The sequence below is a fragment of the Dysgonomonas sp. Marseille-Q5470 genome, assembly GCF_951230145.1.
Taxonomy (GTDB): Bacteria; Bacteroidota; Bacteroidia; order Bacteroidales; family Dysgonomonadaceae; genus Dysgonomonas.
Window position 1 is genome coordinate 600291 of record NZ_CATNVE010000001.1, and the last position, 13602, is coordinate 613892.

A 13602-nucleotide genomic window follows, 5' to 3' on the forward strand; every position below is an offset into this window, starting at 1 on the left:
AGGAGTTATTATTTATATTATTTTCGGACGACTTGGATATACTTTTTTGATCTATGTGGAAATTATACAAATCTTATTAAATTTTATATATATCTTATATATAGATAATTATATTTTATGTGTAGTACTGATGTAGTGTTTAATTTAGTTCTTTTTTGAGTTTTTGTTGTAGTGAAAATATGTAAAAACAAAAACATCAACCCTATTTTTGTGTTAACGAATAAAAACAAGAGTTACCTATTTCTCTTACATGTTAACTTAATCCTAAATCTGATCATGGTAGAATAATTTAAGAATATCTATGTGGTAAAAGGAGAGAAGAAGATTATCCTTTATACCGTTTTCCAATTAATCTAATTACCTTATTTATAAATACCAATTCCCAGAATACATATTTTTATATATAAAACTTTATAGAGACCTAGCAAATATGAAGGATGTTTTTTCCTGAATTGTTCTCAAACAGTTTAAAATTTTCATAATCAAATGATACAGAATCGTAAATATTTAAGCCTTTTGGTTTTCAAGGGAAAAGAAGCCGCCCTGTTACTGAAAGAATAAAGAGGTTATGATTCTTATATATTTAACTCATTGTAACTAAACAAAAAACCTTATAGACATGGCTAACGAAAATCTAGTATGAAAAACATTAACCGATTGCATAAGAGTGAGAAAAACAAACAAACTTATTTCATTATATCATAAGATAAATACAATTTACCTCATTTTACTAGAGAACTTATTTACCGATAGCATAAGTCTATATACAAGACTCTAGAAAAATACGAATCATCTCACTTCAGTCAAAGAATTTATAAACAAAACAGAATTTAGTAGCATTAATCAGCAAATTGAATTCAGCAAAATTAATTAAGCATGAGAAAAATTTTGTTATTATTATTAACATTATCCTGTTACATTCAATTGTTTTCACAAGAGATTACAGGAGTAGTTTCTGACAATACAGGAGAACCGATCATCGGAGCCACTGTTGCCCTTAAGGGTAAAGCGGTTGGGTCATTGACCGATATTGACGGAAAATATTCAATCAAAGTTGACAATAGCAACGATGTGCTTGTATTTTCCTATGTAGGGTATATCCGTCAGGAAATAAAAGTAGGAAATCAGAAACAAATAAATGTTGTTCTGATCGAATCCGCAAAAGAACTTGATGAAGTTGTTGTTGTTGGATATGGTGTACAGAAGAAAGCTCTTTTAACGGGAGCAAATACAAACATAAAAGGAGATAAAATAGCTGAAGTCAAACCTACTACAGCGATGGAGGCTCTTCAGGGTGTTGCACCAGGTGTTAGCATTACACGTAATAGTGGGGCACCAGGATCGGGTACAAAAGTTACTATTCGTGGGATGGGTACCATTGGTAAATCTGATCCTCTCTACATCGTGGATGGTATTGCTGTTGGAGGTATAGATTATTTGAACCCTGCAGATATACAATCTATTGATGTTTTGAAGGATGGGGCCTCTACTGCTATTTACGGTTCGCGAGCTGCTAATGGTGTGATCCTAGTCACTACAAAAAAAGGAGAGAAGGGTGCATCTCCTACAATAAATTATGATGGATATTTCGGAGTTCAAAATATATATAAAAAGTTGCCAACTTTGAATGCTCAGGAATATATGTATATTATTGATGAGGCTCGTTCTAACGAAGGTCTTCCTCTTTTCGATTGGAAAAATAAAATAATTAATGACAATCTTTATTTGGATGAATCTTTTGTGGGAAAAGTAGGTCAGCAATATGGCCAATATATTTGGGATAAATTACAGTCAGGATGGAAGGGTACTGATTGGGTGGACGAAATATCCCAAAAAGATGCGCCTGTTCAGAGTCATACGATCAATATCACCGGCTCAGGTACAGATGTAGTGTATGCTCTTGGATTTTCATATTTTGATCAAAAAAGTATTATTGGCGGAAATGTAACAGATGCAGGTTACAGACGTATTACAGGTAGGATGAATACTGAGTTTACAGTATTGAAAAGAGGTAGCAAGCCTATGTTAACGATAGGAGAAAATGTAACTTATACAAATACTATAAACAGAGCTGTAGCTAATGGTAATATCTACTGGAATGATTTGCACGATGCATTAGTTTCTACTCCATTGATACCTGCATACTGGAGAGATAATGAGAATATATTGCCGAAAACATGGGGCTATGGACCTGCTCTTGAGGGAGTTTCTTCTAACCTTATAAATCCTTTGGCAAGAATGTATTTCCGCCACCAATACAATTCGGGAAGCGGTAATACAATAGTGGGAAATGTTTATGCTTTATTTGAGCCAATAGAAGGATTAAAGTTGAGATCTTCTTATGGTGTTAACTCATGGTTCGGTAAAAGTAGATCATATGCACCTATTTATAAATTAGGTAAGTTCCAAGAGAATACCACAGACGGAATTGACCAATCAATGAATATGGGGGCTACAACAACATGGACAAATACCGTGTCCTATGAAAGAAAAATAAATGATCACAAAATTAGTGGATTATTGGGAACAGAATGGGAAAATCAAATGACCAACTCTGAACTTAGCGGACATAAGTCTGATTCAAAATATCCGGGCTCATTTGATCATGCATATTTAAATAATGCAGAAAACCCTTTGTCTGTGTCACAAATATCTACAACAGGAGCTGATTGGGCAGCTCAAGGAGGGGGATTACTCTCTTACATTGGTCGTTTGAATTATAATTTCAAAGAACGATATATGGTAGATTTCACATTCCGTGCCGATGGGTCTTCTAACTTTGCAAAAGGTAACCGTTGGGGATATTTTCCATCGATTTCTGCCGGATGGAATTTTACTGAAGAAAGTTTCATGCAACCAACATCTACGTGGCTTAATTATGGTAAGTTAAGAGCTAGCTGGGGGCAAAATGGAAATGAAAGTATACCAAATTTTGTTTATTCTTCGAATATCAGGTATGTGAATCAAGGATATTATTTTGGTTCCAACAAAGAGGTTCCATCTGCTGGTGCTCTTCCTGCTAATGTTCCTAATCCTGATGTAAAATGGGAAACTTCAGAACAGGTCAATGTTGGACTTGACGCTAGATTTTTGGCCTCTCGACTAGGGTTGACATTTGATTACTATGTTAAGACTACTAAGGATTGGCTCGTTAAACCTCCAATTTTAGGTACATATGGAGCTGGTGCTCCTTTTGTAAATGGGGGAGATGTGCGTAACTCGGGATATGAGATTGCATTAAACTGGAATGACTCTTACAATGATTTTAAATATGGAGTTACGCTAAGTGGTGCTCATAACAAGAATAAGATTATTCGTATAGCTAATGCAGAAGGTATAATGACGGGTCCTACTGATGTATTATCACAAGGAACTTCTTATATTTCACGCATAGAGGTTGGGTATCCTATGGGATATTATTATGGTTATAAAACTGACGGTATCTTACAAAATCAACAAGAAGTGGATGCGTATGTAGATAAAAATGGGAATCCTATAAAAATAGGAATTGAAGATGGTATAGCTCGCAAACCCGGAGATGTACGTTTTGTTGATCAAAATGGAGATGGGGTAATAAATGAAGATGATAAAGTGATGATAGGTAAGTACCAACCTGATTTTGAAATGGGTATACAATTAAATGCCGAATATAAAGGTTTTTATGTAAACTCAACCCTGGTTGGAAAATTTGGTATGCAGGTTATGCAATCTTATCGCTCGTTTGCTGATAGTCCATGGCAAAACTATACAACTCAAATTTTTGACCGTTGGCATGGAGAAGGAACATCCAACAGACTTCCACGTTTGACGTATACTACAAATGCAAATTATACTTTAATATCAGATATATATATGCATGATGCAGATTATTTGAGAGTAAGTAATTTGACTATCGGATATAATTTTGACAAGTTGTTAAAGAAATCTAATTTTATAAAAAGAGCTTCAGCTTATATCTCTATTAACAACTTATATACATTTACTAATTATGACGGGATGGATCCTGAAAGGGGTTGGGCCGGTAATGATGCAAAAAGTAACGGTATATATTATGATTATGGCTGGGCCGGAGGTGTAGATTTAGGTCTTTACCCGCTTCCTCGTACAGTAATGTTTGGTGTTAGTATAACTTTATAATTATTGAATATGAAAAAAATAGTATATACAATCATATACGCTTTATTACCTTTTCTGATTAGTGGTTGCGAAAATGAGCTCGACACAAAAAATCTTTATGAAAAAGATTTGGATAGTTTTTATAGTTCGCCCAAGGATATTGATGAAGCGATGAATGGTGTTTATAGTGCACTTTATGTGGATGGAATTTTTAGTGAAGAGTTTTGTTCTGCCGGCTTAATGGACGATTGTATGTTAGGCGGTGGTGGTCCTGATGATGTAGGTGCAAAAAATGTAGATCAATTTTTAGACCCGGCAGAGGATACTTATCGTTCTTTATGGATTGAAACATATAATGGTGTTTATAGAGCGAATGCTATTATTGAAGCTGTTCAGACTAAAGATTTTTCTTCCTACTTCGAGACAAAAGAACAAACAGATGAATTCCTAAATAATACTTTAGGAGAAGCTTACTTTATGAGAGGATTTTTAATGTATAGAGCTGCTCGCTTTTTTGGAGGTATGCCTATAATTCCTGCTGCAAATGCTGATCGTAAAGTACCGCGAGCATCTTTTACCGAAACATTTTCTTTTATTGCTGAAAATTTCCTTAAAGCTATCGAGCATTTGCCTCGCATCAAAGGAACTGATCTTCAGTTAGATGAGTATGGGCACGCTAACCTTTGGGTAGCCAAAGCCTATCTAGCTCGAACCTATCTCTTCTATACAGGTTATATGACCAATCTTGAAGGTACTGCTACTACAGAGATCCCTCTTACTGAAGGAAGTTTGACAAAAGCTCAAGTGGTAAAAGAACTTGAAGATGTAAGAGATAATAGTGGTTATGAACTAACTCCAAATTATAGAAACTTGTGGCCGTATGCTTACGTAAATGAAAATGCAAAGAATTTTGATGCAAATTATGATCCGGCAAAACCTCCATTGCCTTGGGCTGATAAACTTGGGCTGAAATGGGTTGGACAAGATGGCCCAAAATCAACAATAGGAACAGGAAACAAAGAGGTAATGTTTGCTTTACGTTTTGGTTTGGCAAATTGGTCTATTGGTCAAAAATATAATAATCGCTATCCTTTATTCTTCGGTATTCGTGGAAATTCTATGGTACCATTCGGAGAAGGATGGGGATGGGGAACTGTACATACCGCCTTCTATGATTCATGGACAAAAGATGATTTGCGAAAAGAAGCTTCTGTTATTGATTTGACAAAGAAAAGTGCAGATGAAGGAACTTCTAATTGGCAGAGCAGTAAGGGTGATCAGGAAACAGGTCTTGTAAACAGAAAATATACGACACTTCAACATAATGGAAAAGATGGAGTCAAAGGACTGTTCTTCTATCTCTATAAAATGGTTAATGGTGATCCTATGCAGTTATGGGCGGCTCAGGACTTTTATTACCTTAGATTTTCAGACATTTATTTAATGCACTCTGAACTTACTGAAACAGCTGATGGTATAAACAAGGTGCGTGCTCGCGTGAGTTTACCTCCTGTTGCTTATTCTCTAGATGCTCTTAAAAATGAGCGTAAATATGAATTTGCATTCGAAGGACTTCGCTGGTTTGACCTTGTTCGTTGGGGAGATGTAAATAATGAAAATAAGAATTATTTCGGTATACAAATTGACGTAAATAATTCAGGAAGTACAGGAAAATATAAGGTGTCGTACCGTCCTGAAACTAAAGGTCTGGTTGCTTTACCTGAGTCTGAAATCCGTTTATCTAACGGGGTTTATACACAAAATCCAGGATGGTGATTTTTAATACAATTTAAAAAGAGATGAATATGAATATTTCAAAAATAATTAAATCAACTTCTATACTTTTTTTGTTGATTTTCATATATGCTTGCTCTCCAATTGAAGATAGAGATGAGTTAAAGAATAGTTTCTCTGCGGACAATATTGTTTTGGAGGCAACTCAATCTACTCCTGGAGGCAACAAAGTATCTATAAAAATGGCAACGAAAGGAGTTACCGGGTATTGGGATTATGTTCTTGAGAAGAAGGTGTTTACAGATCAGGTTGATGATATTGTATATCCATTTAGAGGTGAAGTGCCATTAACTTTTTATGTGACTACTCCTTATTTATCTGATGGCAGTAACGTTGGTCAAGTAGAGTATGTCAAGAAAACAATAAAGGTTAAAATAACGCAGCTTGATACAAAGCTTCATGATTATTTTTATGCTTTAGTGGGAAAAAATATGGAGGGGAAAAACTGGGTGTTTAACAGAGATGCAAGTGTATGGTATGCTATGACAGCCCCCGAGTCGTCAGGTTCTATGTGGTGGGATAAAGGTCGTTGCTGTCCTGCTTTTGGAGAGGATGCTTATATGGCATTCGATGTTGAGAATGCTGCATTGAATTTTAGAACATATTCTTCTAAAGATGATAAAAACCCTAAAAAAGGAGAATTCTCTTTCAGTAAAGACTTTAAAAAATTCTCTATCTCAGGAGATGCTAATTTATTAGGATCAAATGACCCGGATGCCGGATCTCACAGAGAATATCAAATTATTAAACTTACAGATAATGAATTGATCTTGTATGTGCCTGTAGTTTATAAAAATGTACCAGGTAAAGATGAGTTCGGTTGGATATGGGTCTTTAAACCACAAGAGAACAAATAAGTCTCAGACTTTTAAGATAAGAGTGGAATGAGAATAAGTTGATAGAAGCCTGTTTTCGGGTATAGCTTGAAAGCAGGCTTCTTATTCTTTATATATTCTAACTCTGAGATCTTCCTATTTTTTTAGAAAAAGCGAATAATAATGATAAGATATTATATTACACTACTAGCAATAATACCCATATTTCTTTTTGCTTGTGGAGATTCAGAGAAAGATCCCACACCGGTTACTGTGTTTGATATAACATTTGAGCCGACTCAATTAACTTTTACAAGTGATGTTGGAGAGAAAGAAATAATAATAAAATCAAACAGGTACTATACAATTTCGTCGAACCAATCGTGGTGTACAATCACACCTACGATAGGCTATGCCGATGAAACTACAACTATAAAAGTAAATGTAAGGACCAATAACACAACATCAGAACGTACAGCTACCTTAACCTTTAGTAGAGGTACTGACAAAAAAGAATACATCATCAAGCAAGAGGCAGGAAAAGAGGTCAACTATGTTCCTTCGGGATACACCCTTGTTTGGCAAGATGAATTTAATGACCCAAGAACAAATGAAGGAAAAGCAGTATTACCCAATTCAACCGAATGGTTCTATGAAACGGCTGCTCCGGGTTGGGTAAACAATGAGTTGCAAACTTATATTGCAGGCCATAGAGGAACAGATACATGTGCCATGATATACGATGGTTCACTGAAAATAATCGCTAAAAAGATTGGAAAAGAGATATTATCTGCTCGTGTGAATACAAATAAAAGCTGGCAGTATGGCTATTTTGAAGCACGGCTGAAGCTTCCCGGAGGAAAAGGCACTTGGCCTGCTTTCTGGATGATGCCAAAAAATTTCACGGCTTGGCCCGATGATGGCGAAATTGATATTATGGAATATGTAGGTTATCAAAAAGATGTGACACACTCTGCGATTCATACTAAATCTTATAACCATAGTATAAATACCCAAAAAGAGGCAGAAAAAGCGGTTGCGGATCTTGAGACTGAGTTTCACGTATATGCCCTTGAATGGACGGCAGATAAAATAACGACATATATAGATGGTAAAGTTGTTTTTACTTTTGAAAATGATAAAAAAGGAAACAAAGATACCTGGCCGTTTAATGCTCCGTTTTACCTCAAGCTAAACCTTGCATGGGGAGGCAACTGGGGAGGAGCTCAGGGTGTTGACGAATCTGCTTTGCCGGCTACTTATGAGATTGATTATGTAAGAGTATATCAAAAAGAATAAAATATATGATAATTAAAAAATTAGGATTGTTAGGTATATCCGTATTGTTTGGTTTGTATTCAACATGTTTGGCTCAAGACGATGTAGAGAAGCGTATTGAAAACCTTATTTCAAAAATGACCCTTGAAGAAAAAATAGGGCAAATGAATCAGGTTAGCTTCTTCGCTGTAGAAGATAAGGCTATCGCTCAATATAGCGAAGATGATATGAATACCTTCCTCGAAAGGATGGGCATTGCCGGTGGTCAGGGGCAGAAAAAGCCTTCGCAAATGACCAAGGCTGAAAAGGTTGCTCTAATCCGCCAAGCTGCGGCACAGATGTTAGATAATAGCATCATTCAGCCGGTTAAGGCGGGTGGAATAGGTTCCTTGCTGAATGTTACCGATCCGGAAATGGTTAACAAGCTTCAGAAAGAAGCGATGGAAAACAGCCGATTGGGTATTCCTCTGATTATAGGACGTGATGTAATTCACGGATTTAAAACAATATTTCCAATTCCATTGGGGCAGGCAGCTTCTTTCAGTCCGCAAATAGTGGAAGAGGGGGCACGTATTGCTGCCGTAGAAGCTCGTTCTACAGGAGTGACATGGACATTTGCTCCGATGCTTGATATATCTCGTGATGCACGTTGGGGGCGTATAGCCGAAAGTTTGGGTGAAGACCCATATCTGGCAGGTGTGCTTGGTGCTGCTATGGTAAAGGGGTTTCAGGGAAATGGAAATCTCAATGGTCCTAATTCTGTAGCTGCATGTGTAAAACATTTTGTGGGATATGGCGCAGCCGAAGGCGGACGTGACTATAACAGTACAAATATACCTCCGATTTTGTTGCATAATGTATATCTGTCTCCATTCCAACAGGCAATTAAGGCAGGTGCTGCAACACTTATGACTTCATTCAACGATAATGATGGTATTCCTGCTTCGGGGAATAGCTATATACTGAAAAAGATTTTGCGTGACGAATGGAAGTTTGATGGGTTTGTGGTTTCCGATTGGGCCTCCATGACGGAGATGATCGCTCACGGATTTGCTAAGGATGGCAAGCAGGTAGCTGAAATATCAGCCAATGCGGGTTTGGATATGGAAATGGTTAGTGGTTCATATGTTCAGTATCTGCCGCAATTGGTAAAAGAAGGAAAAGTTTCGGTAGAAACGATAGATAATGCGGTGCGTAATATACTCCGTATCAAATTCCGGATGGGGCTATTCGAAAATCCTTATGTAGATACCAAAAAGGAATCTGTCTTATATGCTGATGCACATCTAAAAGCTGCAAGGCAGGCTGCTATAGAGTCTGCTATTTTGTTGAAGAATGATAATAATATATTACCATTGTCACGAGGCAAAAAGGTGGCTATTATAGGACCGATGGCAGATGCGCCACACGATCAGATGGGAACATGGGTTTTTGATGGTGATAAGAATTACACGGTAACTCCTGTTGCTGCGCTCAAAGGAGAATATAAAGATGTTAATTACGTATACGAGGAAGGATTAGCATATTCCCGTGATAAGAGTACTGCTAATTTTGATAAGGCAAAACAAGCTGCTGCTGCGGCTGATGTGGCTGTAGTTTTCTTGGGAGAAGAAGCCATCCTTTCAGGAGAAGCTCACTCTTTGTCCAATATCAATCTGATAGGATTACAATCAGATTTGCTGAAGGCGGTAAAAAGTGCAGGTAAACCTGTAGTATTAGTTATTATGGCAGGTCGTCCGCTAACAATAGGGCGGGATCTTCCGTATGCCGATGCGGTGTTATTTAACTTCCATCCCGGAACCATGGGGGGGCCTGCTATTCTCGATCTATTATTCGGAAAAGCCAATCCAAGTGGAAAGCTTCCAGCTACGTTTGTACGTGAGGTGGGGCAGATACCGATGTATTACAACCATAATAATACGGGGCGTCCGGCTCCTGAGAAGGTGATGACACTTGATGATATTGCACTCGAAGCAGGGCAGACCTCTCTTGGTAATACATCCTTTTACTTAGATTCGGGTAAAGATCCGCTATTTCCTTTCGGATATGGACTTTCTTATACGACATTCGAATATTCAAATATAACGCTCTCCGCTTCAACTGTTCCTATGAATGGTACACTGACAGTAAAAGCAACTCTTAAAAATACAGGAAGTGTAGATGGAACAGAAGTTGCCCAACTGTATGTACAGGATATTGTAGGCTCGGTTGTGCGCCCTGTGAAAGAATTGAAAGGCTTTCAACGAGTAGCTCTGAAAGCAGGAGAAGCAAAGACAATTGAATTTAAACTTACAACAGATGATTTAGCATTCTACGGTCGAGATTTAGTGAAGAAGGCTGAAAAAGGTGATTTTAATGTTTGGGTAGGCGGTCATAGCAACGCTACCCTAAAGGGTACTTTCTCTGTGACAGAATAAAGTACAACAAGAGGCTGTCTTATATAAGAATAGTTACTGATTTTAAGACAGCCTCTTCTTATGTCAAAACGCAATTATAATATAAAAACTATGAGAAAATTATTTTACTTATTGCCCTTGCTTATAATCTTTCTATCCTGTCAATCGAAGATGGAAGAGAAACAATCTTCCGATCGTTTCATCCGTGTAGAGGGACCTAATTTGATAAAGCCCGATGGTAAAAAATTTCTTATTCAAGGGATCAATTTGGGTAACTGGCTCAATCCCGAAGGATATATGTTTTTCTTTCAGGATGCAAGCTCGTATCGCCTGATCAATGAGGCTTTTTGTGAAATGGTAGGGCCTGATTTTACAAATTGGTTTTGGAATGAGTTTAAAAAGAATTATATAACCGAAGAAGATATAAAATATATCAAACAAACCGGTATGAATTCAGTGAGGATGCCGTTTCATTATAAACTCTTTACGAATGAGGATTATATGGGACAGGCTTCTGATCATGACGGTTTTGGAATGATAGATCAGGTAGTAGAGTGGTGCCGTCAAGAAGGTTTGTATGTTATACTGGATATGCATGATGCTCCGGGGGGGCAAACAGGTGATAATATTGATGATAGCTACGGGTATCCTTGGCTGATGGAAAGTGAGCCGAGCAAAGAATTGTTTTGTAATATATGGAAAAAAGTAGCAGAGCATTATGCGAATGACACGATTATACTGGGTTATGATCTGCTGAATGAGCCCATAGCACATTATTTTCTAGAAGAATATGCTCATCTGAATGATTCGTTAGAGCCGCTATACAAAAGATGTGTAGATACTATCCGCATGGTAGATAAGAATCATATTGTGTTGCTTGGCGGAGCACAGTGGAATGGAAACTTCAAGGTGTTTAAAGACTCTAAATTTGATGATAAACTGATGTATACCTGCCATCGCTATTGGTGCGACACATTGCAGTCTAATATTCAGGATTTTGTACAGTTTAGAGATAGCGTAAATTTACCGATATATATGGGTGAAACGGGCGAAAATACAGATCAATGGATTGCCGGATGGACTCGCCTGATGGAACGCAACAATATAGGATGGCATTACTGGCCGTATAAGAAAATGGTTCCTAATAGCTGTATGGTAACGATACCTAAACCCGAAAATTGGGATTTGATAGTTGAGTATACCAAGCAAGACAGAGGTAATTTTGCAAAAATACGAGCAGCAAGACCCAACCAAGAGGTAGTGAAAAAAGCGATGACTGATTTACTGGAAAATATGAAATTTAAACATTGCACCAAGAACGCAGGATACATTTCCGCATTGGGTATGAAGCCCTGATGTTGGATTTGAAAATATAATCTCCTCGCTTAGTGATTAAGCATTTATTGTAAATAGAGATTGGGAAAGGGATTACGTTATAGTAGTGTTAGTAATCCCTTTCATTTTTATTTCTCGTCTTTTTGTTCTTTTCTATACTCCATCGACATGGCAATGGTACTATACAAAGTAAGTATAGCGGCAATAAGTATGGTGACTACCCATCCTGTAATATTTACAAACATCAGATAGGCAGATACACACATAAGCAGTGCCGCAAACACCATTATATTGAAGAGTCGCTTTCCGCGAATGCTCTTTCCCGGATAAGGCGTTGTGAAGGTAATAGCTGTATACCCCACAGCTCCGGCTATCAGTATATATTTGGCTATTTCGGGCTGAAAATAATAAATAATTGCAGCTAAGAGAATTAGTATAGCTGATACTTGAAACAGGATGTTTTTAAGCTTAGGATTTTGCTTCATTACAAAGTTAGATATGTTATTCTACCACAAAGACATCTTCATCGTCTTTTTTAAGCAGGTAGTTTTCGCGTGCAAATTTTTCGATCTGGTCTTTATCTGATTCCAGCAACTTCAATTTTTCCTTATCTTGTTCCGTTTTTTCACGGTAATAATCTATCTGGCTATTCAACTCCATTATTTTTGCATCGTATCCAAAGCGAGCAAATATATTACTGTCGCTGATGAAGAATGCAAAAAATATGATTACCAGCATAATAAGTAATTGTACTTTTGTATATCTGGTAATAAGATAGTTGAATATAGATTTGAAAATCTTCATAAAAACTAAAAACAATTAAGATAATCCGGATGTACTATACTCCGTCTACAAAGATATATATTTGTAGTTATAAATAAATGAAATAAGGTTAAAAGATATTCTTTATGGATATCGGCTTATCAATATAGCAGGATGGCAAAAGAAGATAATATAGTCAGAAAATACAAGAATTATCTATTGTTGGAGAAATCATTATCGCCCAACTCCATTGATGCATATATGACTGATTTGGCTAAACTATCGGGGTTTCTGCAAAATGAGAATTTGAAAGTAGAAGATGTTACGCTCGATAATCTGCAACAGTTTGTAGCCCAATTGTATGATATAGGGATAAATGCACGTTCTGTAGCAAGGATAATCTCAGGAATAAAGTCCTTTTATGATTTCTTAGTATTGGATGGCTATATGCAAAACGATCCGACCGAATTACTCGATAGTCCGAAGATCGGATTGAAGTTGCCAACCGTACTTGCTCTCGACGAAATAGAAAAATTAATGTCGGTAATCGATCTGTCAACAAAAGAAGGACAACGCAATCGTGCAATCTTAGAAACCCTTTATAGTTGTGGCTTGCGTATATCTGAACTTACTACACTCAAATTCTCCGATCTGTTTTTTGATGAAGGATTCATTAAGGTGCAAGGCAAGGGGAGTAGGCAGCGTCTTGTTCCTATATCGCATACGGCGATCAACGAAATAGAAAAATATTTGATATACCGTAAGGAAATAAATGTAAAGAAAGGTTCGGAGGATGCCCTCTTTCTAAGCAACAGGGGCACTGCGATATCCCGTATTATGGTCTTTCATTTCATTAAAGAATACGCTATACAGGCCGGTATAAAGAAAACGATCAGTCCGCATACATTCCGCCATTCGTTTGCAACACATTTGCTTGAAGGTGGTGCAAATATCAGAGCCATTCAATTGATGCTCGGACACGAAAAGATCACCACTACCGAGATTTACACGCATATGGACAGAGAGTATCTGCGTCAGGAGATCATAGAGCATCACCCACGTAATAGACGATAGTGACTTATATAAAATAGGCTGTCCTAAACGTA

The 13602-nt window shown here is 37.1% G+C and carries 9 protein-coding genes; 7 read left to right on the top strand and 2 right to left on the bottom strand.

All coding sequences use genetic code 11. The features are described from left to right. Nucleotides 1-876: 876 nt before the first annotated feature. The 6 genes from QOX35_RS02580 to QOX35_RS02605 all read left to right on the top strand — a co-directional run bounded on the left by QOX35_RS02580 (nt 877) and on the right by QOX35_RS02605 (nt 11755). The gene (locus tag QOX35_RS02580) at nt 877-4137 is read left to right on the top strand and encodes a SusC/RagA family TonB-linked outer membrane protein (protein ID WP_283685664.1); all 3261 of its coding nucleotides are present in this window, start codon (nt 877-879) and stop codon (nt 4135-4137) included. 9 nt (nt 4138-4146) lie between these two features. Further along, the gene (locus tag QOX35_RS02585) at nt 4147-5892 is read left to right on the top strand and encodes a RagB/SusD family nutrient uptake outer membrane protein (protein ID WP_283685665.1); all 1746 of its coding nucleotides are present in this window, start codon (nt 4147-4149) and stop codon (nt 5890-5892) included. A gap of 29 nt (nt 5893-5921) precedes the next feature. Then, the gene (locus QOX35_RS02590; RefSeq protein ID WP_283685666.1) at nt 5922-6767 is read left to right on the top strand and encodes a hypothetical protein; all 846 of its coding nucleotides are present in this window, start codon (nt 5922-5924) and stop codon (nt 6765-6767) included. Between the two features lie 141 nt (nt 6768-6908). Next, nucleotides 6909-8024 (top strand): family 16 glycosylhydrolase, encoded by a 1116-nt coding sequence (locus QOX35_RS02595; RefSeq protein ID WP_283685667.1) that lies wholly within the window; start codon nt 6909-6911, stop codon nt 8022-8024. A 5-nt stretch (nt 8025-8029) separates the two neighbouring features. Next, the gene (bglX, locus tag QOX35_RS02600; protein ID WP_283685669.1) at nt 8030-10420 is read left to right on the top strand and encodes a beta-glucosidase BglX; all 2391 of its coding nucleotides are present in this window, start codon (nt 8030-8032) and stop codon (nt 10418-10420) included. Between the two features lie 90 nt (nt 10421-10510). Continuing rightward, nucleotides 10511-11755 (top strand): glycoside hydrolase family 5 protein, encoded by a 1245-nt coding sequence (locus QOX35_RS02605; protein WP_283685670.1) that lies wholly within the window; start codon nt 10511-10513, stop codon nt 11753-11755. A 107-nt stretch (nt 11756-11862) separates the two neighbouring features. On the opposite strand, the gene QOX35_RS02610 is transcribed toward QOX35_RS02605, so the two are convergent. After that, nucleotides 11863-12219, bottom strand: coding sequence for a hypothetical protein (locus QOX35_RS02610; RefSeq protein WP_135106665.1), 357 nt, complete (start codon nt 12217-12219; stop codon nt 11863-11865). Between the two features lie 16 nt (nt 12220-12235). Beyond that, nucleotides 12236-12538, bottom strand: coding sequence for an FtsB family cell division protein (locus QOX35_RS02615; RefSeq protein WP_135106667.1), 303 nt, complete (start codon nt 12536-12538; stop codon nt 12236-12238). 132 nt (nt 12539-12670) lie between these two features. Here QOX35_RS02615 and xerD point away from each other — a divergent pair, with 132 nt between their 5' ends. After that, on the top strand, nt 12671-13570 hold the full coding sequence (xerD, locus tag QOX35_RS02620; protein ID WP_283685671.1) for a site-specific tyrosine recombinase XerD: 900 nt from the start codon (nt 12671-12673) through the stop codon (nt 13568-13570). Nucleotides 13571-13602: the final 32 nt, after the last annotated feature.

What these genes read in the sequence shown, in the direction of transcription:
- QOX35_RS02580 (WP_283685664.1), top strand. Translation starts at nt 877, where the DNA reads ATGAGAAAAATTTTGTTATTATTATTAACATTATCCTGTTACATTCAA.
- QOX35_RS02585 (WP_283685665.1), top strand. Translation starts at nt 4,147, where the DNA reads ATGAAAAAAATAGTATATACAATCATATACGCTTTATTACCTTTTCTG.
- QOX35_RS02590 (WP_283685666.1), top strand. Translation starts at nt 5,922, where the DNA reads ATGAATATTTCAAAAATAATTAAATCAACTTCTATACTTTTTTTGTTG.
- QOX35_RS02595 (WP_283685667.1), top strand. Translation starts at nt 6,909, where the DNA reads ATGATAAGATATTATATTACACTACTAGCAATAATACCCATATTTCTT.
- bglX (WP_283685669.1), top strand. Translation starts at nt 8,030, where the DNA reads ATGATAATTAAAAAATTAGGATTGTTAGGTATATCCGTATTGTTTGGT.
- QOX35_RS02605 (WP_283685670.1), top strand. Translation starts at nt 10,511, where the DNA reads ATGAGAAAATTATTTTACTTATTGCCCTTGCTTATAATCTTTCTATCC.
- QOX35_RS02610 (WP_135106665.1), bottom strand. Translation starts at nt 12,219, where the DNA reads ATGAAGCAAAATCCTAAGCTTAAAAACATCCTGTTTCAAGTATCAGCT.
- QOX35_RS02615 (WP_135106667.1), bottom strand. Translation starts at nt 12,538, where the DNA reads ATGAAGATTTTCAAATCTATATTCAACTATCTTATTACCAGATATACA.
- xerD (WP_283685671.1), top strand. Translation starts at nt 12,671, where the DNA reads ATGGCAAAAGAAGATAATATAGTCAGAAAATACAAGAATTATCTATTG.